This window comes from Novosphingobium sp. 63-713, assembly GCF_001898925.1.
Classification (GTDB): domain Bacteria; phylum Pseudomonadota; class Alphaproteobacteria; order Sphingomonadales; family Sphingomonadaceae; genus Novosphingobium.
The window spans coordinates 406,456-432,492 of the sequence record NZ_MKVS01000047.1; the positions used below are offsets into that span (position 1 = coordinate 406,456).

Consider the following 26,037-nt stretch of genomic DNA (forward strand, 5'->3'; position numbering starts at 1 on the left):
TGTCTTTCATTTCGCTCTCAGTCGCTGCTCTAAGCCAAGGGCCGGATCGCTCTGCGTCGCTCAAAAATAGCGCTCGCCAAAGCGGATGGTGTCACCGGGCAGGACCTTCATGTCGGGCGACAGCTGGACCTTCTTTTCCTCGGTCTCGCCCTCGTGCCGGATATAGACATAGCGCTTGGCCGCGCGATAGGTGAACCCCGCTGCCTCGGCCACCGCCTGGGTCACGGTCAGCCCGACGGTATAGGCATATTCACCCGGCCGCCCCACTTCACCCAGGATATAGAAGTTGCGATATCCGGTGATCATGAGCGAGATCGTCGGATTGTTTACAAAGCCTGCGGCAAGGCGCCGCTGAATTTCGCCGCGCAACTGCTCGACCGTCAGGCCCTTGGCCTCGACCTCGCCGATCAGGGGCACCGAGATCATGCCGGTCGGGCTGATCACATATTCCCGCGAAATTTCGTCTTCGCCATAGACCGAAAGCGAAATCCGGTCATTGGGGCCAAGGTGGTAATCCTGCAGAGAAGCGGATTGTGGCAACGAAGTTTCTGCATGGGCCGGAGCCTGCCAGAGCAGACTTGTACCAATGGCCAGAGCAATCGCGATTTTGGCGCGCGGACGATTACTGTTTCTACGCATGGAATTACCGTCACCTTTTGCAAAAGCACTGTGCAGAGTGCGTTAGGGGATGGGCCGCATTTCGGACATGTGGACATCACCTATCACAAAATGCCGATGCCGGTTTCGATTATAGATCGAACATGGATGATGCGATGTTTGTCCTGGGCTGGGTTTGTGCCGTAAATTGGGCCACCGGTCTGAATGCTGTGCTGAGCCGCTGTTCAGGACCATCCTTTATCGAGGTGAACTCAGGGTGCTGATCACTGCCTTTATCATAGCGGCTGCCTCAATACTCCTTGGGATACATCCGTTCATTACCTACCCCCTGAGTCTCCTGCTCGCCCGCAAGCAGCCCCTGCCCGATGGGGATCAACAGAAGAGGACGGGGGATCGGGTGCCTTCGGTGGCCATTTGCATGTCCGTTTTTAACGAAGAGCGGGTAATTGCGGTCAAAATGGACTCACTTTTGGCGATGGCGGCGGCCTATCCGGGCGCCGTTTCGGTCAATGTCTTTGTGGATGGCGCGAGTGATTCCACGCCCCAGATCCTTGCGGCTTATCAGGACCGTGCCAACATCGTCCTGTCCAAGGAACGGCGCGGCAAGACCTGGGGCATGACCCATCTTGTTTCCCAGACCGACAGCGACCTGCTGATGTTCACCGACGCCAATGTGGTTTCGGGCGATGAGGCTCTTGTCGGATTGTCAGCACCGTTCCGCGATCCCTCCGTCGGGCTGACCAGCGCCCGGTTGCGCTACAACAACTCCGAGGAATCCGTCACCAGCAAGAGCGGCGCGGCCTATTGGGAGATCGAGGAGGCGATCAAGCGCATCGAAAGTCAGACAGTTGGTCTGGTGGGGGTCGACGGCGCGATGTTCATGATCCGCCGTTCGCTGTATCAGGCCCCGCCGCCGCATCTGATCGACGATCTGTATGTCAGTCTGGGCGTCCTGATTGCCGAGAAGCGCATCATTTCGGTGGATTCGGTGGTGGTTTACGAACGTTCGGCGGCCTTGGCGGGCGAAGAGTTCAACCGCAAGCGGCGTATCGCCTGTCAGGCATGGAACGTGCACCGTACCTTGTGGCCGCAGTTGCGCAAAATGTCTTCGCTCCGCCTTTACAGCTATATTTCCCATCGTGTGCTCAAATGGTTCATGCCCCTATTCGTCATGATCACAGGGCTTTCCATTCTTTGGATACTGGCTATTTTGATTGGTTTTGAGAAAGTTGGGTTTCTCACATTGGGCGGAATTTTGGCAATTTACATAGCATACCTGCTGAAATTTAAGCCGGCATCGATGATTTTATCGATCGCATACAGCCTTTTTGGGGTGGCTTCGGGCATTTCAGAGGCAATCTTCACAAGCAAGACTTATACGATTTGGTTGCCGGCGAATTCGGTGAGGGCCGAACCTTCGCCTGACGAGCAAAGCGCCCGTTGATCCGTTCGTATCTCGTCATAAAGGATCTGACACCCTATGGTTGATGGCAGCTCTGACTTCGACGCCAAACTGGAGGCGCGCCGGGCCGCGCTGGGTTTGACCGCGCAACCTTTCGCCAAACAGGCCCCGCGCAGCACGGGCGATGAACAGGCCCGCCTGCGCGACCGGGCCATATTCATCGCCTTTTCGATAATTGCCGTGTCGGTGACGGTGTTCCAATGCATCGGGCTGCCGATCACGGATGACGCCGTTATTCCGCTGGCCATTCCGGTCTCTTTCATCAGCCTCGCGGTCTTGTGCTGGTTCGTTCCGCCCAAGATCAACCCCTGGCGGCTGGTCCTCTATTTTCTTTTTGTGGCGACGGTGGGTCTTTCCACATCGATCTTTGCCGACACTTATTCGATTGCCAGCCTTGCCTTGCTGGTGGCGCTCTATACGCCGTTCATCTTTTCGTTCCAGACAACGGAGGCCAATTTCCGGCGCTGCCTCGACATGTTCAGCGTGTTGATGATCGCGTTGGCGGGATTGGAATTCCTTCAGCATGCCATGCAATTGGTGGCCGGGCCACAGAGCTGGCCCAATCCTTATAAATTGCTGCCGGAGGGGATGCTGGTTCCCAATTTCACCTATCTGCAACCCATTGCCTGGGGAGCGCGCCTGAACAAGCCGCAGGCCTTCGTCTTCCTCGAAGTGTCGTTCCTTTCGCAATATATCGCGCTGGCGCTGCTGATCGAAATCCTGATCTTCCGCCGGGTCAAGCGGATCGTCTATTTCTCCGCCGCCCTGTTTGCCACCTTTGCGGGAACCGGGCTCTTGCTGTTGCTGGTCTCGCTGCCTTTGGTGATGGGGCGTATGCCGCTGCGCAATGCGCTGCTGGTGACCCTGGTGTTGCTGATGGTGGCCGGTTTGGCGGCTCATCTGGGCTGGATCGATATGGTCGGCGGGCGCGTCACGGAATTCCATAAAGCGGGTGGCAGCGCCAATCACCGCTTCATCGAACCGTTTGACCGCATCATGCAATCCCTCGACCGCACCGGCTCATTCTACAGCGGTATTGGTGCGGGCCAGATTGAGAAGGTGAACAACCACCAATTCTGGCCCATTGCCAAGGCAATCGTGGAATATGGCCTTCTGCCCGGCCTGCTGTTCTACGCCTACTTCCTGTATTCCATGTTCGACCGTCCGCCGCACCTGCGGCTCGCCATTGTGCTGGTCATCTGGTATACGTTCGAAGGCGCCCTGCTGACGGCGGTGAATCCCATCACCTGCCTGTTGTCCAGCATGATCCTGATCGAGCGATCCAGACGGGGCGGCGAAAGGGGCGGCAACACGACAGCGCCACCCCACAAATCGACCAGAAACGGAGAAAATGACGGATGATTTTCGAGCCCTCCTCAACCGAATCCGGTCTGCCGGACACGGGCGGTCGGCTGATCTATGCGATTGGCGATGTCCACGGGCGCGATGATCTTCTGGCCCGCGTGCTGGACCGGATCGGCGATGATCTGCAATCCAGAGTTGCGGAATATCCCGATCCGCCGGTTCTGGTCATGCTGGGCGATTATATTGATCGTGGCCGTCAATCGCCGCAGGTTCTGGATCGTCTGGTGCGATTGGGTGTCCAAGGCCCGTTCGAATTACGGCTGCTGCTGGGCAATCACGAAGAAGCCATGCTTGATTTTCTGGCGGGCGAAACCTCGGGGCGGGGCTGGGCGCGCTATGGCGGGCGGACCACCATGGAATCCTATGGCGTGACGGTGCCAACCAATGACCATGATGTTGACGGATGGAACGCGGCGCGTGAAGCTTTCGCCGCAGCTGTGCCGTCGTCCCATCTGGCTCTGCTCAAGAGCATGGAATTGTTTGTCCTTTATGGAAAGACGCTCTTCGTCCACGCCGGTATCCGCCCCGGCGTTCCGCTTGATCAACAGGCGAGGGGCGATCTTTTGGGCATCCGCAAGGAATTCCTGAACGCCGAATATGACTTCGACCATTTCGTCGTGCATGGTCATACGCCTGTTGAGCGGAGCGACCTGCAGGCCGGGCGCCTCAATCTGGACACGGGGGCCTATATGACGGGTATGCTCAGCGCCGCACGTCTTGATGGCGGATCACCGGCCATATTGACTTCGGCCATGGCGGCAGGAGACGTTGTGCGCGTTTGAACAATTAACGCGAAAGCCAGAGATAGACTGGAGCCGACCAGCCCAGCAACGTGCATGCGCCCAGAAATGCAATCCGCATGGGCGTCGGCCAAGGCTTGATATGGGCCATTGGGTCGTCCCTCAAGGGAAACAGAAACAACCGGGGGCGGCCCTCCGGCCTGTCTTGAACCGGCGATGCATCGCAAGGGCGCGCCTGTGGGGCAGGGGCCGTGACTTTCATGTTCGGGCGCATCGCTTAACCTTTGCTTGCTGGGCTTAGGACACTTCTGCGCGAATTGGTTGGAGATAGTCTTAACGAAGGGATTGGGTATTCCTTCGGGCAAAGATCGGAGATGGATGCTTTGATTTTGGCCCGCTTCTCTGCGATCGGACGGTATGGAGTTTGAGTGAAGCGGAGGCGGATTTGCGCCGCATTATGGGGCAATTCCGATCGTAATTTTTTCAGGCTATTGTATTAATTTATAAATTTCTGGTCCGTCGAATATCGTCACGGTGTGAGGGTGGCCAACACGCTCTCATTTCTAATAGGACGGAGCCTCCACGCCATTCGGTATGGGCGCAATATATGCTTAACAGATGCCTTCCAAAATCCGGTTAATGAAATTCCATAAATGGAAAGCGTCACGGGGATTTTACGCTGAAATGGACATGCTTTCTTTGTCGCATCGCCAGCTTGCGCGCTTGTTCAAGCCGTTCACGTCCTATCGAACAGTCTGAACAATGCAGACCTGTCCTATACCGCCTATCTGCAGTGCGCGTGCCGCCACGCTGTGTTCAGGTCGTGGCGGCGCAGCAATAATTCCATCCTTATAGACTGCTGGACATCGGAATGGCGTCTAGCGGTTCGTCATTCCATCTCGCCCACTTGCGGTTGGGCCAGTTTCTGACAGATCTTGACGACAATTGCCCTTGCGCGATTGATCCGCTTCTTGCTGTAGGCTTCAAACCGGTCGGCCGTCCGATTGAAATTATCGGCCTGTGCGGGAAACAGCATCGCCAGAGCCCGCAGCTGGGCCACGTGCAAATCGTGATAAAACGGGCTGGTGATATTCTTGCCTATATCATAGGTCGACCAATATCCCGTGTCGTAAAGGGGAAGGGCTTTGGAAACGCTCCCGGCGAGATCCTTGGCCTTGGCCTGAATGCCTTCGTCGCCGGAAATAATACCCAGATCATAGATGCCGACGAGCGAAAAGATCCACCCATTGAGTACGCTGGGAAAGCTGTCACCTGGATATTCTTCCAAGGCGACAATATCGCCAAATTGCCTTGTCAGCCCTTCGCGGCCGGAGTTCAGCAGGAAATCATACGCGCGCTTTGCGGTGGCCAGCCACGGGCCATCCGGATCGATCAGGGCGGCGCGGGCCAGCACCGACAGGCCTTCGCCCTGGGCCATGGCGGAGTAATAGGAAATGGTCGGGCGTTGCAAATCGCGCCAGCATTCCCACCCTCCCTTCTCGTCCGTATTTTCGTGGGCCCAGCGCGCGGCGGCCATCAGCCGGTCGCGGCCATCGCTGATTTCTCCCAAGAGGGCGCTGTCCCAATTGCCCAAGGCCCATTGAAAAATCACGATCGGCATTTCATAGGCCGGGTTTGTATCGGTCTTGACCGTGGGCACACCGTGGCGCCCCGTGTTGCCGGTCCAGCGCGCTTTGCCGGTCAGGTCATTGTAATAGCCTTCCAGCTTGCCCGGGGCAAAGGCCCGGCCGATCCCCTGCGGCACGTGTTGATAGCTGTTGCCCATCGCATAGCGTGACCACTTTTTCAGGCGCATGGCGTAACGGCGCAGTTTCAAAAGCAAGATGAAGCTCCTGATTTAGAGGTGACTGTGGTTGAGGGGAAACAGGCGCTGCAATTGCTTTTTCCGGCGCTCGCCCAGTTCAGCCAGAGCGAAGGCGGCAACAAGTACAAGCACCATATCGAGAACGGCCAGCACCGGCTGACGCATAATGGCCGGAAACAGGGCCAGGCTGAGCATCATTAGCGGAAAATGGACCAGATAGAGTGTGAAGCTGCCCCCGGCTATCCAGCGGATGGCTCTTGTCAGCCATTCGGGCCAGAACTTGCGTTCTCCGGCGAAGGCGTGGAAACCAATGATGTTCATCGCAATGGCAATGCCGATCAGATGGAAATGCACCCATGATCGCGCAAAAGGCATGAGGCCATTAGCATAGAATATGTTGTCCACCTTGCGCAGCAGAACAAATCGAACGGCGCAATAAAGGATCAGACTGGCCGCAATCAGGGCGCCGCCGAAACGGCGCCGCGCGGCGGCGCCTGTCCGCTCGCGCTGTTTGATATAGGAATAGGTGCCGACACCAAGGAGCCATAGGGGCGCATAGGCAACAACCCGAGGCCCAATGGCCACGCAGGCCAACGCCAAGCCGATCCGCCGAGGCCACCCTTTCAGAAACACGGCCAAGCCAAACAGAAAATAGTAGGGGACCTCGTACCCGAGCGACCAGAAAGCCTGATTGGACCCGATCCAGCGATTGTTCCACCAAACCTGATTGGTGAATGTGAAGTAGGTGAAGTAATCGACAAAGTTTGCCGATGTCTTGAAATCCTCAAGCCGGGTGTAAAGTTCGGGTGCGATGCCGTATCCGATGGAATCGCAGGCGATGCCGACCAGCAAGGCCAGAAGCGTGACCGAATACATGCGCAGAGCACGCGCACGGGCATAGGTTTGCCAATGCACTTCCTTGCCGTCGGTCACAAAAGCAATCACGAAACCTGAAAGAACAAAAAACACTGCCACGCATTGTGAAGCCTGGGCCCCGATCAGAACGGGCATACCCGGCAACATCCAGCCACGCGCATGACCAAGAAAAACTCCCATGGCGGCAATGGTTCGAAGAAAATCGATATAGACCGAGAGATTCTTGTTCATGTAAATTCCCAGTGAAACTTCGGGATGCCGGGTGGAATAGAAAAAGCGCCCTGTGGCCGTCCGACCGGGTGAAGGTTTTCCGATTGTGGCGGCGTGTTCTTCCCACCCCTTTAGCTTGCGTGGCCGGAAAACCGGAACGCTGATGGATCGATATCTGATCTAGAAATGCGTTGGCGCCGGGCGTGAAAGGCCTGTTGTCGAGAGGCTGTGCTGCATCGCAGCATGGGCTGCTTGCATCGAAACCTTGGCAGAAGCGTGTCCCAGCGGCGTGGGCTGCGCGCCCTCGGCCCGGCTCTGCGCTATGCGGCATGATTCCGCCCCCTTGTCGCGATGTTCTTGAATTCATTTCGGCTGCTTATGTCTTGGGATGAATTTTCCGGTCCATATGGCGCGATTGTCCCCCAATTCCCTGCGTCTCGGACAGTCCCCGATGGAACGCCGGATGCACCAATTTAGCCCAAATCGGATAAGATAGGTCGGTGGGGGGTATTCTTAAATTGAATGGGTGGGGGTATTACCTTGCACCAATCAAGGGCCTCTTTTGCATTGCAGCGACATATCGGGTCGACATTCGGAAGCTCACTGCATTCAAGGTTCTTGCAGAATTGCCGAGTGGCCATGGCGGGGCATGCATATCCGAGAACTGCCCTTCGGATATGCAGGGGTGCCGGCGGTTTGTTGGGCTGTTCCAGGCGTCGAAAAGACTCGCTTCGGGATAAAATTAAGGTGGAACCAATGGCTTTGCAGAATTCCCGGCGAACCGCTGATGCCCTACCATTGCCATCGGGTTCGGGGCCCGCCACGCGCGGCCGGATGCGTTCAAAACCTTTTGCGCCCGAATCCCTCTTCGGAATCTTCATCGGCCTGATGCTTGTGGGCAGCCTTGTTGTGCAGACCATGGGAATTCAGGAAACATTGTCCGGGGCCATCTGGCGCCTGGGCATTGTCCTGCTGATGATCGCCTGTTTGGCCATGTCCCCCAATCGGCAGGACATGGTTCGTTTTGCCGTGATCTTTTCACCATGGCTTGCCGTGACCGCGATCAGCCTGCTGGCGCACCGCGACCTCGCCTCTCTTGCGGACCTGTTCAAGCAGGCTTTCATCGTCGGCCTTGGCGCTCTGGTTTTCGGCAGTTCGTACAATCATCCCATCCGCCGCATGTGCTTCTGGACGCTGATAACCTGCGCCATGCTGGCATTGGCGGCCTCGTTGGTTGAAACGCTGCCGGTTCTTTCCCATGGCTGGTCTTTCAAGGCTGCGCGCGAATTGAAGGCGCAGAGCTATCAGGCCGGTTTTGGCTCGAATGCGATTTGCTTCGCAGGTCTTGTTGCGGTGCTGGGATGCTTTCGTGATGAACTGATGAACCGCCGTGTCCTGATCGCAACGGCGGTCCTGCTGGCCATCAGTTCGTTCTTCCTCACGGCCCGCGCGCCCGTGGCGGCCTTGATCCTCGCGGCGGGCGGCGCATGGGCGCTGGCCACCTGGCGGCCCAGGGAATTGTTTGACCGTTCTTTGCTGCGCACATGGATGTTTGCGGCGGGGTCGTGGGCCTTGGTGCTGGCGATATTCCTCTCGCAAATCCAGAACATTGCCCATTCAAAGGCTGCCGAGGCACTGGCCGGGCGCGCAGCCCTCTGGCAGATCGCGATGGCCAGCTTCTGGCAAAACCCCCTGTTTGGCACCGGCGTCCGCACCTATACGGATGTAATTCGTTCGAACCTGTCGCAGGCGCATATGACCATCTATTGGGAGCGCACGGCGTTGTATTCGCTTCAGGGCGGCGGGGTCCATAACACCTGGCTCAATATCCTGACCGAGCGCGGCGCGGTGGGTTTTCTGGGGCTGTTTCTTTCCTATACCCTGCTGTTTGCCGCTGCGATCTATGCCGGTGGCAAGGTGCCGTTTCAGCGCCGCCTGATTGTTCTGATCGCATTGCTCTTCATGCTGCTGCGCGGGATGTTCGAAATCTCGGGCCTATTTTCCTATGCCGAAGGCGCGCTGGACGCGGTGGTGATGATCACGGTGGCGCTGAGCCTTCCGCGCCTTGACGAAGCGATCCCGCTCAAGACCGGCCCAGCCGCCAACCGCCGTTCCCGCAGCGGGCAAGGGGCTGGGGACCGCAGCCGGCCGTCGGGCGCGCGCAAGGTTGGCGCTCCATGAGTTCTGGCCGAAAGCGTGGTCATATTGCGGGGGTTTTCGGTTTTACGATCGTTTCGCGGGGCATCGGTTTCCTGCGTGAACTGATCATTGCCGTGGGCTTCGGCTTTTCCCGCATCACGGACGCCTTTTATCAGTTGGCGGCCACGCCCACCTATCTGATGACTTTCATCACCGGGCCCTTTGCCACGTCCTATATTGCGTGGGTCAACGGCAAGGATGCCCCTGATGAGCGCCTTTGCCGCGCGCTCACTCTGAAGTTCCTGCTTGCCTGCGCCGGTATTCTTGCCGCGTGCATGTTCGCGGTGACGCTGGCGATGGGATACCGCAATGCCTCCAGCGGCATTTCAGCATTCTCGCTCGCGCTGATGTCCATGTCCTGCGTGATGGTTGCCCTGTTTTGTTTCTGCTCCACCGTTTCCAATGCAAAGGGGCGTTTCATCCGGGCGCAATCCATATTGTTCGCCAACAATCTTGGGTTTGTCGCGCTGCTTGGAGTTGCTGCCCTGCTGTTCCGGCACTCGGCGGGGATTGCGCTGACATCGGCTTTTTCGGCCGCCGCGCTGATCGCGGCATTCTATGGCCTGCGCGCCCTTCGTCATGACAGTCAGGGCCATGCCGCGGCACCCATCCCGGATCAAGCGACCAAGGCGGATCTGATGCTTTCGGTGCGCAAGCGTTTCCTGCCCATGCTGGCCTATGCCAGTATCGAGACATTGGGTTTCCTGGCCACGCAGGCGGTGGTTCTGTTTCTTGCCTCGTCATCGGGCGTCGGGGTCGCCTCGGCCGGTTCCCTTGCGCAGAGGATCGCGCTGACCGCCAATGGCTTGGTCGTAAATCCCATGTCCAATGTCGTCATGGTGCGGATGACCAAAATCCCCGAGGGTGAACAGCGCGCCTATCTGGTGAAGGTCGCCTCGCTCACGATGATGGGATTGGGCGGCGTGGCCCTTTCGCTGTCGCTCTTTTCCCGTTTCATCGCGGGGCTGACCCATTCATCAAACGGCCTGCTGCTGGCGGGCCTTATTCCCAGCTACTCGCTTTGGCTGGTGGCGCAGGGCACGAATATGATGCTCAGCCGACTCAGTTTTGCGCGCGGCGCGGTCCGTATCTACACCGTGATTACGGTCACCGGCTATTTCCTCGCCAATGGCGCGCGCTATTACGTCTGGAGCCGTTGGGGTTTCGGACCCGCGATCGCCGTCGGTTCGGCAACGGAATTGGCCGCCTCTTTGATCATACTCGCCACCCTGGCTTTGCGCAGGGCCTGAGCGGCTTTGCCATGACGCTGACGTTCAAAGGTTAAGCGGGATTTTCGCAATCCCATACAGGAGATCAAGCGCAGTGCCTAAGCCATTCCCTTTGCTGGTTGCCACGGAGGTTCCAGGCTCTGGGCTGGGCCGCTTTTCGGTTGAATTGGCCAATGCCCTTGAACAAGCCGGGCTTTGCGTGACCTTTGTGACGCCGCCCCAGCAATATGGCATTGCCGTGTCGGAAACGGTTGGGCTGGCCTTGCCCACTGGCTCCCGGCGCAGCGACAAGATTGCGGCGCTCTGTCGGTCCTCTTTGAGGATCGGGCAGGAGGTGTTGAAACGGGCGGGCAAACGCCAGCCTTTTCTCCTCATCCATTTGACGCCCACATTGCCGGTCAGCCTGGCTCCCCTGATCGCGGCCAAATTGAAAGGCGCCAGGGCGATCCTCAATCTCCATGATTTCTATCCGCACACGATGCGTTTCCCGGCTCGTCTGCACTGGCTCGAACGCTATATCTATCGCTGGGCCTATCGCCGTTTTGATCTGGTCGTCACCAACAATGCCGAACAGACACGCCGCCTGATCGAGGAGGCCGGTGTGCCCGAAAAGCGGATTGTCACGCTTTTCCACGGCCCTTTCGCGGTCGAGCATTTGCGGGCGCCGGATGGGCCGGAGCGCTCGCTGCGTCTTTTGGTATTCGGGTCGATCCGGCCTAACAAGCAGGTGCTGGAATCGATTCGGGCCGTGCGCAAATTGCGCGAACAAGGCTTGGATGTGGAATTGCGCATCGCCGGTGCGCCCCGACGCGAAGATGCGGCCTATGCGCAGGCGTGCCTTGCCGAAATTCCCGACGACCAGCACGGATTCGACGTCCAGGCGCGCTTTATCGCCGATGAGGATTTGCCTATAATCCTTTCGCAGGTGGATGCCATGCTGTGCCCCTATGTCGGCTTTGATTCGCAAAGCGGGGTGGCGGTAACGGCGGTTTCCAACGGCATTCCCCTGATCCGCACGCCCAATGTGGGCGTGCCCAATGTGGATATGGGCGACGCGCCATGGCCCGATGTGGCGCCTGTTGCCGATGCGGAGGCGATCGCCCAGGCCATCAAGGCATTTGCGGCCATCCCCCGCGCCGGGCGTCAGGCACAGGCCGCCGTTTTGAAGGAACGTTTTCTGGATGTGGCCGGATGGGGGCGTCTGGCTCAGCTCTATGTTTCGGCCATGCAGCGTGCCGGTGTTCAAGGAGACAGTTCATGTCAGTGAACAAGCGTCGATATCTGGGCATTTGGGGAAGCGTTTTATTGGCAGGATCGCTTATGGTGCCCGATGCCAAGGCTCTGCCCGATGAATTCCGTTCCGCCTGTGCCGCCTCGCCCCAGTTTGAGGACACGTTCGCGCGCCGCGATCTGGGGGCGAACTGGAAAGTGGTCCAGCGCAAGGCGGGGATCAACGGCAACAGGGAAATACAATCCTATGGCGCCCAAAACCTGAGCCTGGGTGAGGACGGGCTGCGCCTGTCGGCCACCAGCGATGCCTGGGGCCGTATTTCCTCGGCGCGGGTTTATTCGACCCAGACCTTCCTGTACGGCTGTTTCGAGGTGGTGGCCCGAATGCCGGCGGGCAAGGGCCTTTGGCCGGCAATCTGGCTGCGCACCGATTTCATGAAGCCCACGAATGGCGAGATTGATATCATGGAGGGCTTTGGTTCGCACCCTGGCGTGATCCAAAGTACGCTGCACAATTGGGCCAATGGTGCCCATATGGGGGCCACATGTGCGCGGTTGGGCGGGGCGGGGGATTCCCTTTTCGGGGTGAAACGCGGCTGTGCGTGGCATCCATTGGGCTGGAACATGGATTTCACCGCGCCCCACCGCTATGGCCTGATATGGTCCCCCACCGGTGTGAGCTGGTATCTGGATGGCCAACGCTATCTGGAAACCACCAATTACATACCGAACAGTCCGATGGCCATCCACCTGAACCTGGCCGTAGGCGGCGTCATGGATGGCGACCCGGACCAGAGCACGCGCTTTCCGGCCTCTATGCAAATCCAGTCGGTTCGGGCCTGGTCCTTGAAGCAATAGGGGCCTGGGCCCGGCGTTCGGCCGGGCGCGGCACTATCGTTTCCACACGACCAGCTTGACCATGCTGCCCGGCGTCAGGCGCGTTGTCTCAGGGGAAAGACCGTTGAGCACCAGAAACCGTTGCGCCGCATTGTCGGTATAGGCCATGCGGGCGGCCATGGTGGCCACCGTGTCACCCGGGCCGACGCGGGCGACATCCACAATGTGCGGACGGATCGCGGCGGCCTCTGCCGGGGTGATGCGGCGAAAGCCGTTGACCAGCGGGGCCAGATCGCCAAGCCCGCGCCCGGCAGGCTGGATCACCGTGAAGGCATAGGCCCGTTCCGGCGCGACCGCGATGGCCACCACGGTCAGGTCCATGGCCGTTGCCCCGTTGCTGCCCCGTGCGGTGGCGCTCAGGGTGGATAGGCCGTTGATGGTGCCGGGTGTGCCCTTGATCTCGCCTACCTGTCCATCCTTGGCGATGGCGGTGAAAGCGGCCCGCAGCGCGGCGTTCAGATTGCCCTTGTAGGCGCCGGTGAAACGGGCCTGTCCGGCGACCTGACTGCCCTTGGCCGATATGGTGACGGCGTCCGATCCGTTGGACATGCCATAGCCGCCCGGCACGGTGAAGCGCAGGCGGTCCGGCGTATAGGTGAAGGTCTGCCCCTCTATCACGCCCTGCTCGGGGTCATCGTCATAGATCATGCCCTTGAGCGAGAGCAGGAACGTCTCGTTTGCCCGCGATCCGGCGGGTGCGCCCACGCCCATCTCTCTGGCGCGGGCCAGCGCGCGGGTGACGCGGGCCTCAGGGTTGGGGTGCGACATGGCCCAGCCCGGCGTGGTGCGCGCATTGCCCGCCAGATTGGCCTCCAGCCCGGTCTGCGCCGCCAGCGAGGAAAGCATGGTTGAGGCATAGGCGGGGCTGTAACCGGCCTTTTGCATATAGACCGCGCCCAGATCGTCGGCCTCGAATTCCTCGCCGCGCGAATAGGCCATGACATGGCCCACCACCAGCCGGTTGATCCCGGCCTGACCGATCTGGCTGCCGATCTGACCCATGGCGCCGCCGCCCAGCACGCTGCCCAGCACGGCTTGGCCCAGCGCGCCCAGCAATGTGCTGCGCTGGGCCACCTGCTGGCGTTTTGCCGAATGGCGCGCGGCAATATGGCCTGTCTCATGGCCCAGTACAAAGGCCAGTTCATCCTCGTTGTTCATCAGCGCGAGCAGCGCCCGCGTCGTGTAAACATAGCCGCCGGGGATGGCGAAGGCATTTTCGACCGGCGAATTGAGCAGAGTGAAGGTGAAATCACGCTCCACATTGCTGATGCCCGATTGGCCGGCGACTTTCAGCCCCACCCGGCGCACCATGGCGGATTGAGGGCCCGAATAGGCGCCGCCATATTCGGAAAGCATGTCGGGGTGCGCCTTGCCCCCCGTGGCGCGGTCATCGGGCGAGATAGCCTGGGGGCCGGGTAGATTGATGGCAGGCGTTGCCGCCGTCAGAGCCATCAGAGCCACCAAACCCAGCTTCTTCATACACATCCCCCTGCCCCGGTCGGACCAGCAATAAACCGGCGGGCATGGGCATGGCAACCACGAACCGGGGCGCCGCCTTGGCATGGAGTCCTGATGGACGGCGCCCTTGTCGATGTTCAGACGCAGAGATTTTTGTAGGCGGCGCCCAATTGGGGGTGGGTGCCATCGGACAGGCGGCAATCGATCACCTCGAGCCGGTCCCACCAGCATTGGTGATGAAGAGTGGTGCCCAGGCCGGTCAGCCACAAGGCCGCCGAATTGAGATCATTGACAAAAATGTCCGAGTCCATGCCCCATTCGCTCAGGCCGTAAGGCTTGCTGTAGCTCTTGGCGAAGTTGGAAGCCCACGCAAGACCGCGCTTTTCATTCAGGAACCAGGCAAAATCGCCCGGCTTGTTATAGCGGGCCTGCATGTAGAAATCCTGCGAGATGATTTCGACATATTGCGCGCCCGGCCAGCAGCTGATCGGATCGAGCGACATGGTGGTCACATTGGGGCACCATATGCGCTGGAAGCGATAGGACACGCCCTTTGCGATTGTGGCGATACGGCGGAATGCCTGAATGAACAGCGTGTTGTTGAACTGACCATTCTTGTCGATCGCGGCGTTTTCCTGCCACGACAGATTGAATTCCCAGGGCAGGCGGACCAGAATGCCGGTGCCATCGGCCGGGGATGCCGCGAGGATGGCCTTGAACAGGTTGGTATAGAGCGTGTCATAGGTCCCGGCCGCGATGGCTTCCAATTGCCGTGAACCAGGGCAGGGCACCGACCACAAGACTCGCGCGCCATCTGCTATGAACTGGCGCCCTTGCTGGCATATCCAGTTGATCGAATTGGCAAGCTCTGTGGCATTGGTCTGGTTGAAGGCCAGCACGGTCAGCGGAGGCTTGCGCCCCAGCCAGCCGGCAAAGCGCAGGTAGAGCGACGGGTCATTGCCGACAATCGCGCCGCCAAGGCCGGGCATTGTGCCGGCCGCCGCCGGTTGTGACAAAGCCGGAAGAATTGAACTGATTCCGCCGACCGCCATGGGGGCTGCCAATGAATATCTTAAAAATTCTCTTCTGGAGCTATGCATGGAAACATCCACTTATGATAGTAGGCGGCGGCAGTTTTTGTTAAAGTAAATCTGCAGCCTGATTGAGTGGTGAATACTTTATGCATGCCGTTATAGAGCAATTGGTTTTAAACTTATTTACGAAACAAGATTAATGTCTAAGTTGGAAATGAAATTTATTAAGTGGATCATTCTTTTTATAAATAATTATGGAGTAAATAGCCGGGCTGTCGTATAAACCGATCATTGACTATTCCCGGTTTTCGGGAGAATCATGTCTGGTTGATAGGTATTTGTGCTTATGCGTTTCCCGGAGATCACCGAAAGCAATCGCGAGATCCACGCGGACGTTTGCATCGCCGGGGCCGGGCCTGCCGGATTGACACTGGCGGCGCGGCTGGCCGGGCGCGGGCGCAAGGTGCTCCTGCTGGAGGCGGGCGGCGAACACCAGACGAGCGAGTCGCAGGCCTTTTATGCCGGGCGCGTTGCCGATCCTTCGGTGCATTGGCCGCTGGATACCTATCGGGTGCGGGCTTTGGGCGGAACGGGGCGCATCTGGGGCGGCAGGGCGATTCCCTATGATCCCATCGATTTCGTCCGGCGGCCGTGGGTCGCCCATTCGGGATGGCCCATCGGCTATGAGGATCTGGCGCCCTATTATCCAGCCGCCTTGGCCGCGGCGGAAGGGGGCGCCTTCGATTACACGCCTTCCGGCCCGATCGTGCCGGGGCTGGATGGAGAATGGCTGCATACCACGATCGAGCGTTTCAGTCGGCCGACCGATTTCTGGACCCGTTACGGCCCCGCACTGAAGGCCAGCGATGTTCAGGTGTTTTCCGAGGCGGCGGTCACCGGCATCGCACTTAACGAACAGGGCGCGCATGTCGATCACCTGGTTGTGCGTTGCGGCGAAAAACAGGCCAGGGTGCGCGCGGGCTCTTATGTTCTGGCCATGGGCGGGCTGGAAACCACGCGGCTGCTGATGGCGTCCAATGATGTGCTGCGCGATGGCATCGGCAATGGCGGCGGCTGGCTGGGGCGCGGCTATATGTGCCATCTGGCCGCCACTTTCGGCGAGGTGCAGTTGCATGGCGATCCCCGCTCGATCGGTTTCGATTATGAACGCGATGGCGAAGGCATCTATCTGCGCCGCCGAATCGCGTTGACCGAACATGCCCAGCGCGAACTGGAGGTGATGAATTTCACCGCGCGGCTGCATATTTTCGATGCCAATGATCCGGCGCACAGGAATGCCGTGCTGTCCCTGATCTTTCTGGCCGCGTTTGCCGTGAAGTATGAATACAGCAGGGGTATGCGCGAGGCGGACCGGTCCTGGCCGGTCATGATGCGCCATATCGGCAATATCGCCCGCGATCCGATCCGGCTGTTCAATTTTGCCCGGACATGGGGCGTTCAGCGCTATCTGGCCAGCAGGCGCATTCCCTCCATTGCGCTTTATTCACGCCATGGCCGCTATCCGCTGGAATTCCACGCCGAGCAGGCCCCCAATCCGGAAAGCCGGTTGCGCCTGACCGAGGATCACGATGCCTATGGCATGCCGCGGTTGGAGGTGGACTGGCGCGTCACGCCGCTTGATTTCGCCACGGTGCGCAAGTCCTATGAGTTGATGGCGCGCGAGATGGAGCGCACAGGAACCGGCCGTCTCACCTATGACGATGCCGCGTTGGAGGCTGCCGTGCTCAAGGCCGGGGCCTATGGCGGCCATCACAGCGGCACCGCGCGCATGTCCGCCTCGCCCGCCGATGGCGTGGTGGATGCCGATTGCCGGGTGCATGGTCTCGACAATCTCTATGTGGCCAGCAGTGCCGTCCTGCCCACATCCAGCCAGGCCAACCCCACGCTGACCATTCTTGCGCTGGCGCTGCGCCTTGCCGATCATCTGGAATCCTTGCCGACCGAAAAGCCGATACTGCAGCCCGCGGATGTTTCGCATGAGGGCGAAAGCAAGGGCGCGGCGCTGGTAACGGGGGCGAGCGGTTTTGTCGGCCGCGCGGTCGTGCGCCACCTCGCGGCGGCGGGGTGGACGGTCAAGGCCGGCACGCGCAACGGGACCATGGTTGAAGGGGCCGCGCAGGCGCTGCGCTGCGATGTGCTGGATCCGGCCAGTGTTGCGGCGGCCATGCATGGCGTGACGGCGGTGGTCCACTGTGCGGTCGGCGCCCCCGATGATACGCGGGTCATCATCGAAGGCACGGCCCATGTCCTGGATGCGGCGCTGGCGGCGGGGGTGCGGCATGTTGTTCATATGAGCTCTGTTGCGGTCTACAGCGGGCAGGACGGCCTGATCGATGAACTGTCGGACGTGTCCTCTCCGCAGGGGGCCTATGGATTGGCCAAGCGCGAGGCCGAGGAGCTTTGCCGCAAGGCGGTGGGCAAGGGGTTGGGCGTGACCATTCTGCGGCCCACGCTCATTTGGGGCAGGGACAGCGCGCAATGGACCGTTCCCTATGTCCGCCGCATGGGCAGCGGACGCTGGCATGCCTTGGGCGCGCGGGGCAATGGGTTGGCCAATCTGATCCATGTGGAGGATCTGGCCGGTTTTGTGACGCATCTGCTGAACGCTCCGCCGCCGCGCGCCGAGGCCATATACAATGTGAACGGCCCGGAGATTCCGAGCTGGAACCATTATCTGGAATCCCTTCGCGTCGCGTTTGATCTGCCCGAACCGCGCGCGCCGCGTCGTATGGCGGGATGGGCAACGCGGTGTCGCGTGGCGGTGCGGTTGTGCGACAGGCTGATAGTCGGCCGCCTGTGGCCCAGGCGCAGGCCCGCGCTGTGGGCTTGGCTGCGGGAATGGGCGGATGCCATCCCTTCGCGGGATGAAAGCCGCCGCTTTGGCGCCGTGCTGCGCTATGATGCCGGCCGCATGAAATCCACAGGCTTTCACCCGACTTATGATCTCGCGCGCGGTCTTGAGTCATGCCGGCCTCAGCCCTGTCCTCAGGCCGAGGGGGGCGGCGTCCCGCATGTCCATGCGCCATCCCATCGTGAATCAAGCCTTTCAGGAGTATAAAAGACATCATGCCCACACCGGCAAATTTGATGAAAGCGTCGGCCTTGGCCTTGGCGGCGATGGGCTGGGTTCAGGATGCCGCCGCGCAGGACGGAACCAATGGCAACGCCTTGCAGGCCAACACCACGCAATGCATCAGGCGTGAAACCGATGATCGCCCCAGCATAAGGGGGGACGATAAGGCGATTTCCATCTGGGTCAGCGTCAAACAGCCGACTCGGACCCTCCTGAGCGCCGACATCGCCGCCCGAGGGACGCGATTTGGCAAGGTGCGGCTCAAGCTGTATTTGGATGGTGTCCCGGTTGGCCGATCATCCGAGACGGCAGAGAGCAAGGGGACAGGCGTGCTGACAGCCCATGCTTCGGCGCCGGTGGATTTGACTCCGGGGCAGCAGCATAAATTGACAGCAAAGCCCGAGGCGCAGGGCAAGGAATTGCTTAAGCTGCAATTCCAGGTCGGCCTTGGCGGTGGCTGCTGAGCGCAGCGCCGCCAGCAAGAGTTTCTCATGAAGGACTGATTTCCGATTCCGCGGGGGCCTTTGCGGAAAAGGAGGTCCCGTGTCTGCTTCGGGCGTTGCAGGCTGGATGCGCCGCTCCTCGGACACTGGTCCAGTGGTTTGATGGTGCAGGGAAGGCGCGCCTTTGGCGGCGGTATGCCGAGAGGTGCGTGCGCATTCTTCCTTGGCAATATCCGACCTGCGGGAATCGCTATTGGGCCGATTCTGTTCAGGGTGCCTTGGGGCAATCATCCTGTGGGCGCTGACGGTGCGCTTGGGTGGATCGCGCATTTTATAAGCGTAATTACCTATTACGTATAAGTATATAGTCCGAAGTCATAATCGCAAAGCTGGTAAAACGGCGATTTTGTCCGAATTGCCTCCGTTCAAACCCGCTGACATCCTTTGCCGTGATAACGATTGGGGCTGGCAAGGGACGTAGGACGGTGGTCGGGATAAAAATGGCGATCGGCGCAAAAGAGTGCTTTTATATCCAGTAAACATTTGTATTATATGAGATATATTCCATTGATCTCCGGCCGCCCTGCCTGGGGAAGGGGTGTTTTTGTGCATCGGTTTCGGGGTGCGTCCAAGTGAAGAGCATTAACCCTATTTGATGCAATAAACTTCAATCACCATTATCTAATTTTGTGAAATCGTCAAATTTCTAAGAATAGATTGGACATTTCATGATGATGAATAGGCGCAAGTACTTAAAGGTCATGTCGGCAGTCCCGACATCTGCCTTGGCTTATGCTGCGGTGGGCGACGAGGCCTTTGCCGCGACCGGTTCGAATTTTATCGGGACCAATTCCGGATATGCTTTGAGCGATTACAAGCTCTTCACGGGCTGGTTCGGACGGGTGCCCAATTTCACGATGCTTTGCTTCAATCTGGCGCTCACGGGCGCGGATCTGACCAAATCGATTGCCTATATTTCCTCGCTTGGCGCATCGATGTATCAGCTCGGGTCCTCGGTGATCTGGTCGGTGCCTTTCCCCGGTCCAAGGCAGATCGAAAACGTCAATTCCGGGCAGTTTGACGATCTGTACACCTCGGTGTTCAAATCGATCCTGGCCAATGCGCCTGCGGGCGGGGCGCCGATCTATGCCCGTCTGCCTTGGGAATTCAACGTCACGACCGACAACTGGCATTGCGCAGCGGTGGATTCCAACGGCCTGCCCAGCCCAACCAAATTTGTCGCCGCCTGGATCCGCATCGCCAATATCGCGCGCAGCGTATCTCCGCGCTTCCAGCGGATTTGGTGCCCCAATGTCTGCACCCGCCAGATCGACCCGCTGTCCTGCTGGCCCGGCGCGCAATATGTCGAGATCGTCTCGCAGGATATCTATATGCGTTCGAGCAGTCTGGCCCCTTCGGCATTGTCGACATGGCTGATGCCGGAACCGCGCGGGCTGACATGGGGCGCGAATTTTGCTGCATCGCAAAATAAACCCTACGCTCTGACCGAACTTGGCTTTGATTCCGATGTGTTCGCACCCAGCCTTGAGCTGATCGGTCTGTGGTTGAAGGGACTGGGCAGCCGACTGCACCATGTATGTTGGTGGGATCGCACAACAGATATCAATTGCAAGCTTTCGGACGGCCAGCACGCGACGCTTGGCGCCACATTCAAGGGGCAATTTGCCTGATCCGGGAGTCGTCTTGCAAACCGATGAAGGGCAGCGGGCGACTCCGGATTTTTGAATAAAGGCACGGCCTGATTGGTGAAAATATATCAGATAATATGCCAATATGGCCTATGAAAAAATGTCAGCTATAAAAACATCTTGCCGATTTGGCGAAAACTTTGCGCCCGCATTGGTAAAAAGTGCGGCATTGTGCTATTTTTCGTTCGTGCCAGCGCCCTGATCTAACCTAAAATTACGGCGGTGATGCGCTCTCGCCAGCGCAACCGATGAATTGCCCCCAAACCGGACCAGACAATGCAGAGCCGAAACAGGGGTGGGAATTTCAAGGCGCCAGAGCGACGGCTCAGATTGCGTGCGCTTCTTGGTTGGCATCTGTACGAAATTTTGCCGGATGTTTGGTGATAATTTTCTACTTTTAATGATTTTTCAGAAAATATGTATGTAATAATACTTAAAATTCCATAGTTGAGTCTGAGAAATTATCCAGATTGACTGAAGCCATTTTGGATTATTCGCGGGTTACCTGAGTGGGTGGTGTGATTTATATTGCGCTGCACACAAAAGGGGACCTTTCATGGTTGCAATGCCTGCGAAATCTATCGTTTCGACGCAAGAAGCCGCCGTCATCATCGATGATCGGTTTGCCAACCGTCGCAGCCCGGCCCAGTTCCGCGGGGGCAGCGGCGCCAACGATGTGCGTCAGGATGATGGCGCTCCTCGATCCGGCGTGGACTGGTTGCGTGCCATTGACATTGTGCTGGCGCTGGCCGCCCTGATCGTGCTGGCGCCCGTCATGTTGGCCGTGGCTCTTCTGGTCAAGCTGACCAGCAAGGGACCGGCGATCTTCCGCCACCGCCGTATCGGGCGCAATGGCAAGGATTTCTATTGCTGCAAGTTCCGCACCATGGTCTGCGATGCCGACGTGCGGCTTGCCAAGCTGCTGCGCGAGGATCCCGCCGCACGCGCCGAGTGGGAACAGGACCACAAGCTGCGCAATGATCCGCGCATCACGCCGATCGGCAGCTTTCTGCGCAAGACCAGCCTTGATGAGCTTCCCCAGATCTTCAACGTCCTGATGGGCTCGATGAGCTGGGTCGGACCGCGCCCGATCGTTGCCGGCGAAGTGATCCGCTATGGCCGCCGCTTCAATGCCTATTGCGAAGTGCGGCCGGGTATCACGGGTCTGTGGCAGGTTTCGGGCCGTAATGACACGTCCTATCGCCGCCGCGTTGCCATGGATGTGCTCTATGTGCGCAGCCGCAGCCTCCGCCTCTACAGCATGATCATCGTGCGGACCGTTCCGGCAGTCCTGCGCCAGCAGGGTTCCTATTAAGGTTCTGCAGATCGCCACTTTGGTCGCAGCATGAAATGCCCAACGGAGCTTGCCTGCTCCGTTGGGCATTGTCGCACTCATGCCCGGCGGTTTGTGGTGCGGCATGTTCTCTCTTGCGGGATGCCGATTGCCGTTTCGATCCGTTTTGAAAATCCGGTGGTGCGCAGGGACATTGATCTTCATTTATCCGCATCAATAAATCGCGAAAATTGAATTTATCTGCCCAGCCTGGCTCTGCCGATCGCTGATTTTTCAAAATCCGCCGCGGATTGGCATCGTTGCTCCGTTTCCGATTTTAAGGCTATTTTCGGTCATGCCCGGAACGAATATTTTCAATCATTATCAACTCCCCCGCATATACAGGAGATGCAAGGATCATGATCGTCGATGCCCGCAAGGCCAACCTGGCGGCAAACGTTGAATTCGACCTGATCATTGTCGGGTCCGGGGCCGCCGGGATCACCTTGGCGCTTTCGCTGCGGCAATCGGGTTTGAAAATCGCCATGATCGAGGCCGGGGGCGAACGCTTTTCCGCCGAGGCGCAGCAATTGCTGGCCAGCGATGCCATCTCGCCCAAAACCCATTCCCCCACGCACATGTATCGCCAGCGCCTGCTCGGCGGCTCAACGGCCATCTGGGGCGGGCGATGCATCCCTTTTGATCCCATCGATTTCGAGGATCGCCCTTGGATGGAAGCGGCCCATTGGCCGATCACGCATGGGGATGTCGCCAAACATTGGCCTCAGGCTTTGCGGATCGCCGAAGCGGGCCTGCCCGAATTCAACGCGGCGCAGGCTTGGCCCGGCGATCAGGAACCGATGGTCAAGGGCGTGGACAGCGCAGATGTGATTCTTGATCGCATCGAAAGGTTCAGCAAGCCATCCCATTTCGGCAAGATCTGGCGCGAGAATATGGAACAGGCCGCCAATCTGACGGTTTACACCCACGCTCCGGTCACTCAGATCCTCCTGCACGACAATAACCGCGTGCGGGGCGTGCGCTGTTCAATGGATGGGCGCGCGGTGGAAATGACCGCCCCTCGCGTTGTGTTGGCCGCCGGAGGCATCGAAACCGCCCGCCTGCTGTTGGCCAGTCGCGAGAGCCAGTCCGTTGGCGTCGGGAATGGGCGCGATCTGGTGGGGCGCTATTATCAATGCCATCTCGAAGGTGAGGTGGGGCATCTGCATTTCCTCTCGCCCTCGTCGGATTTGCGGCTCAATTACGGCAAATCGCATGATGACATCTATTGCCGCCGCTACATCTGGCTGTCGCCCGAGGCGCAAAGGCGCGAACATTTGGGCGGCATGGTGCTGCGCCCCGGACACCCCAGCATTGTCGACCCGCGCCACCGCCATCCGGTGCTTTCGGCCATGTATCTGGTGAAGAACTTCATCGTGCCCGAATATGCCCGCAAGATGACGGCGCTTGAACACAAGATCCGCGCCAACCATTCCTCGGGCCTTTCCTATTACGGCGCGCATATCGCCAATATTCTGCGCGGTGCGCCCAAACTTGCCGTATTCGGCACCGATTGGCTGCGACGGCGGACACTTGCCAAACGCAAGCTGCCCTCGGTTGTGTTGCCCGATCCGCGCAACTTTTATCCGGCGGACATCAATGCCGAACAGGAGCCGAATTACCTCAGCCGCATTTCGATCGGCGATACGCGCGATGCCTTGGGCATGCCGCGTGTGCAGGTCGACTGGCGGACGACCGATGCCGACTACGAAAGGCTGGTGCGCTCGATTCACACCATTTCGGCCGCCTTTGCCACCAGCAGGACGGTTCGCTACGATGTGGAGGGCATCGATGTTGCCACGCTGCGCGATTTGATCGTGCCCATCGGAGGGCATCACATCGGCACCGCGCGCATGGCTGACAGCGCTGCGGAAGGCGTTTGCGACAGCAATTGCGAGGTGTTCGATGCGCCGGGCCTGTTCATTGCCGGTGCGGCCAGCTTCCCCACTTCCAGCTTTGCCAATCCGACGCTCACCATTGTGGCTCTGTCGCTCCGGTTGGCCGAGTATCTGGCGCCGGGCAGGACTCTGTCGATCTGAATTGTCGCCGCCGCAGCAAGCGGGGCGGGCCTTGTCGGCCTGCCCCGTTTTTCGTTTCTGCATCTGTTACTTGCGTAGGGGGAAGTAGGTTTCCACCGTCCATTGGCTGCCGGCGGCCGAAAAGTGGCCGTAATCGGCATAAAGCCAGATTTTACCGCGACGATAGGGGCATTGCCTGCCTGAACACAGCGCAGCAAGGGGGTCGATAAAGCCGGCTTGAGCCGATTGCGCCTTGAGTACGGCATTGATGGCCGGATCAAAGGCAATCGGCCATTGCCCGTCGGGCGCATTATGTCGGCCGCCCACATAATCGACCCTTTGCACATCGGCCACGAATTCGGGAGTTTGCCCGATGACATAGACCTTCGCCCCCCGCGCGCGAAGGGCGGCAATGGTTTCATGCAAACGGTCCAGAGTGCGCTTGGGCGTATCGGTCCATTTGGCGGCAATCACCACCGTGTCGATGTGCAATTGCGTGACCATATCCGGCACGCGGCCGTTCGACACCTGACACCCCACGCGCGAAAGACTGTTATAGGCCAGAATGGGCGGGCAGCCCGCAAAAGTATATTGCAGGATTTCCGCATCTCGATTGGCCGCATCACGGACGAGGCCGGGCGTATAATGGGCGGCAAACGAATCCCCCCACAACAATACGCGGTGGGCTTTGCCTTGCGTCCGGGTGCAGAGCCTGCGGTCCCAGTCGATAGGATGCGCCAAACTTTCATTGAAACAGTGGGCGCCGCCCCATTGTCCCTGGGCGGAATTGTCGGCCAGGGCAAAATCGGAAAACCGCTGGGGAACGCGATGGGTCGCGATGCCCAGGCCCAGCGCGACCAAACCCGCCGCAGAAGCGACGATGATCGTCAGTCTTTTTCGGGGCAGCAAGGTTTTCCGGCGCCCGGGTTGTTCAAAAAGCTGCCAGATCAAGCTGGCCAGAATCAGGCTTATGGCCACCAAGGCCCAACTCTCGCCCATCGTGGGAGGGCGCATCATGCGATATTCCCAAAAGGCGGCAATCGGCCAATGGACCAGATAAAGCGAATAGGAAATGTTGCCGATAAAGCGGAAGGGCGCCCATGACAGAGCCCGGTTCGCCACGGGCGCGCGGTCCGTGCCGGTTCCGGCCCATATGACCAGCCCGGCCCCAAGACAGGGCGCGATCGCGTTCCACGCTGGAAACACGTCGGTTTCCCGCAAGATCAGCATTGAGCCAAGGATCAGGGCCAAGCCGGAAGCGCCGGCTGTTTCACGCCACAGGCGTGATGCAGGCAAGCCGCCTCTATCCATGACCACCACGGCCAGAAAAGCACCGGCCAGCAGTTCCCATGCGCGGCAAGGCAAGAGATAGAACCCGGCCGCAGGCGCAATGAAGGCGGCGCCTATGCAGACAGCCAGGCTGCCGAGAAGCGCCAGAGTGATCAGCAGCAGCCGGTGGGGTTTGCACCACCGGCTGATCAGGACAAGGGCCGCAGGCATCAGGAAATAGAATTGTTCCTCAATCCCCAGAGACCACAGATGGAGCAGGGGTTGGCTTTGCGATTCCGGCGCGAAATAGCCGCTTTGCTTCCAAAAGTAGAAATTGGTTGCGGCGAAAACCGCACTGATCAGGCTGAAGCCAAAGGCAGCGAAATCGGGAGGCAGCAACAGCCACCATGCACCAATGGCCGTTAGCAGACAGGTCACCATCAATGCAGGCATCAATCGAAAGATACGGCGCTGGTAAAACCTCAGGAAACTGAAGTCATTCTGCTCTATATTGCGCATGATGCCGGAGGATATCAGGTATCCGGATATGACGAAAAATACGTCAACACCCGTAAATCCACCTGTTGTAAAGCCCATCTTGAAGTGGAATTCGAGTACCGCCATAATCGATATGGCGCGAATTACCTGAATGTCTTGTCTGATCATAATTACACTTTAATAAATGGGCTTTCGGATTTTTGCAATTTAAGCGGGCCCCGTATCTGGATCAAATCCAGATGGTTCCATATTGGGGGATCACGGGCGGCCCTTGCGTAATGTTTCCCTTGTGCTTTGACTTTTCCGACAAGAACGTATTCGTTTCGATTTTCTGGATATTGTTGCGGAATTTCGATTGGAGTCTGAGAAATCATAGGTAAAACTTCATATAAATATCTAATGATTTGCAAATATCAAACGATATTATTAACTATATTCCGGGGTGAGGTGTTAAAGGTGCTGTTTGTACCAATAGCGGGATGCAGAACACAGTATCCTCGCTTCCCCTTTGGGCTATCGGCACCACCGCA

The 26,037-nt window shown here is 58.8% G+C and carries 18 protein-coding genes; 12 read left to right on the top strand and 6 right to left on the bottom strand.

Annotated elements, in window-relative coordinates; genetic code table 11:
- Positions 1-60 precede the first annotated feature (60 nt).
- Positions 61-639 (bottom strand): polysaccharide biosynthesis/export family protein, encoded by a 579-nt coding sequence (locus BGP00_RS20330; protein WP_292688542.1) that lies wholly within the window; start codon positions 637-639, stop codon positions 61-63.
- A 235-nt stretch (positions 640-874) separates the two neighbouring features.
- Here BGP00_RS20330 and BGP00_RS20335 point away from each other — a divergent pair, with 235 nt between their 5' ends.
- Genes BGP00_RS20335 through BGP00_RS20345 form a run of 3 tightly spaced genes read left to right on the top strand, consistent with a single transcriptional unit; the run spans position 875 to position 4,227 of the window.
- Positions 875-2,062: a glycosyltransferase gene (locus BGP00_RS20335; RefSeq protein ID WP_292688543.1), complete on the top strand. Its 1,188-nt coding sequence runs from the start codon at positions 875-877 to the stop codon at positions 2,060-2,062.
- A gap of 36 nt (positions 2,063-2,098) precedes the next feature.
- Positions 2,099-3,442: a hypothetical protein gene (locus tag BGP00_RS20340; protein ID WP_292688544.1), complete on the top strand. Its 1,344-nt coding sequence runs from the start codon at positions 2,099-2,101 to the stop codon at positions 3,440-3,442.
- Positions 3,439-4,227 carry a metallophosphoesterase family protein gene (locus BGP00_RS20345; RefSeq protein ID WP_292688546.1) on the top strand — a complete coding sequence of 263 codons (789 nt, stop codon included), beginning with the start codon at positions 3,439-3,441 and terminating at the stop codon, positions 4,225-4,227. Before BGP00_RS20340 ends, BGP00_RS20345 begins: the two co-directional genes overlap by 4 nt.
- Positions 4,228-5,074: 847 nt before the next feature.
- Here BGP00_RS20345 and BGP00_RS20350 read toward each other — a convergent pair.
- Together BGP00_RS20350 and BGP00_RS20355 are read right to left on the bottom strand one after the other, a co-directional pair.
- On the bottom strand, positions 5,075-6,028 hold the full coding sequence (locus tag BGP00_RS20350; RefSeq protein WP_292688548.1) for a D-glucuronyl C5-epimerase family protein: 954 nt from the start codon (positions 6,026-6,028) through the stop codon (positions 5,075-5,077).
- Between the two features lie 15 nt (positions 6,029-6,043).
- On the bottom strand, positions 6,044-7,117 hold the full coding sequence (locus tag BGP00_RS20355) for an acyltransferase (protein ID WP_292688550.1): 1,074 nt from the start codon (positions 7,115-7,117) through the stop codon (positions 6,044-6,046).
- Positions 7,118-7,930: 813 nt separating this feature from the next.
- Between BGP00_RS20355 and BGP00_RS20360 the strand changes: the two genes are divergently transcribed.
- The 4 genes from BGP00_RS20360 (at position 7,931) to BGP00_RS20375 (ending at position 12,612) form a co-directional block, all read left to right on the top strand.
- On the top strand, positions 7,931-9,277 hold the full coding sequence (locus tag BGP00_RS20360; protein WP_292688552.1) for an O-antigen ligase family protein: 1,347 nt from the start codon (positions 7,931-7,933) through the stop codon (positions 9,275-9,277).
- Positions 9,274-10,545, top strand: a complete 1,272-nt coding sequence (locus tag BGP00_RS20365; protein WP_292688553.1) for a hypothetical protein — start codon at positions 9,274-9,276, stop codon at positions 10,543-10,545. Before BGP00_RS20360 ends, BGP00_RS20365 begins: the two co-directional genes overlap by 4 nt.
- A gap of 73 nt (positions 10,546-10,618) precedes the next feature.
- Positions 10,619-11,791 carry a glycosyltransferase family 4 protein gene (locus BGP00_RS20370; RefSeq protein WP_292688555.1) on the top strand — a complete coding sequence of 391 codons (1,173 nt, stop codon included), beginning with the start codon at positions 10,619-10,621 and terminating at the stop codon, positions 11,789-11,791.
- A gap of 38 nt (positions 11,792-11,829) precedes the next feature.
- Positions 11,830-12,612: a glycoside hydrolase family 16 protein gene (locus BGP00_RS20375; RefSeq protein ID WP_292688557.1), complete on the top strand. Its 783-nt coding sequence runs from the start codon at positions 11,830-11,832 to the stop codon at positions 12,610-12,612.
- Between the two features lie 33 nt (positions 12,613-12,645).
- On the opposite strand, the gene BGP00_RS20380 is transcribed toward BGP00_RS20375, so the two are convergent.
- Together BGP00_RS20380 and BGP00_RS20385 are read right to left on the bottom strand one after the other, a co-directional pair.
- Positions 12,646-14,130 carry a M48 family metalloprotease gene (locus BGP00_RS20380; protein ID WP_292688559.1) on the bottom strand — a complete coding sequence of 495 codons (1,485 nt, stop codon included), beginning with the start codon at positions 14,128-14,130 and terminating at the stop codon, positions 12,646-12,648.
- 116 nt (positions 14,131-14,246) lie between these two features.
- A complete protein-coding gene (locus BGP00_RS20385; RefSeq protein ID WP_290007877.1) occupies positions 14,247-15,098 on the bottom strand; it encodes a hypothetical protein in 852 nt (283 codons plus the stop codon).
- 391 nt (positions 15,099-15,489) lie between these two features.
- Here BGP00_RS20385 and BGP00_RS20390 point away from each other — a divergent pair, with 391 nt between their 5' ends.
- The 5 genes from BGP00_RS20390 (at position 15,490) to BGP00_RS20410 (ending at position 23,761) form a co-directional block, all read left to right on the top strand.
- Positions 15,490-18,222 carry a GMC family oxidoreductase gene (locus BGP00_RS20390; RefSeq protein WP_292688562.1) on the top strand — a complete coding sequence of 911 codons (2,733 nt, stop codon included), beginning with the start codon at positions 15,490-15,492 and terminating at the stop codon, positions 18,220-18,222.
- Positions 18,223-18,272: 50 nt separating this feature from the next.
- Entirely contained in the window at positions 18,273-18,701 is a 429-nt protein-coding gene (locus BGP00_RS20395; protein ID WP_168605587.1) for a hypothetical protein, read from the top strand.
- Between the two features lie 740 nt (positions 18,702-19,441).
- Complete coding sequence (locus BGP00_RS20400; RefSeq protein WP_292688565.1) at positions 19,442-20,371, top strand: hypothetical protein; 930 nt, start codon at positions 19,442-19,444, stop codon at positions 20,369-20,371.
- Between the two features lie 574 nt (positions 20,372-20,945).
- On the top strand, positions 20,946-21,704 hold the full coding sequence (locus tag BGP00_RS20405) for a sugar transferase (protein ID WP_310012909.1): 759 nt from the start codon (positions 20,946-20,948) through the stop codon (positions 21,702-21,704).
- Positions 21,705-22,081: 377 nt separating this feature from the next.
- Complete coding sequence (locus tag BGP00_RS20410) at positions 22,082-23,761, top strand: GMC family oxidoreductase (protein ID WP_292688567.1); 1,680 nt, start codon at positions 22,082-22,084, stop codon at positions 23,759-23,761.
- 66 nt (positions 23,762-23,827) lie between these two features.
- Here the strand turns inward: BGP00_RS20410 and BGP00_RS20415 are convergent, their stop codons facing one another.
- Positions 23,828-25,675 carry an acyltransferase family protein gene (locus BGP00_RS20415; RefSeq protein WP_292688570.1) on the bottom strand — a complete coding sequence of 616 codons (1,848 nt, stop codon included), beginning with the start codon at positions 25,673-25,675 and terminating at the stop codon, positions 23,828-23,830.
- Positions 25,676-26,037: the final 362 nt, after the last annotated feature.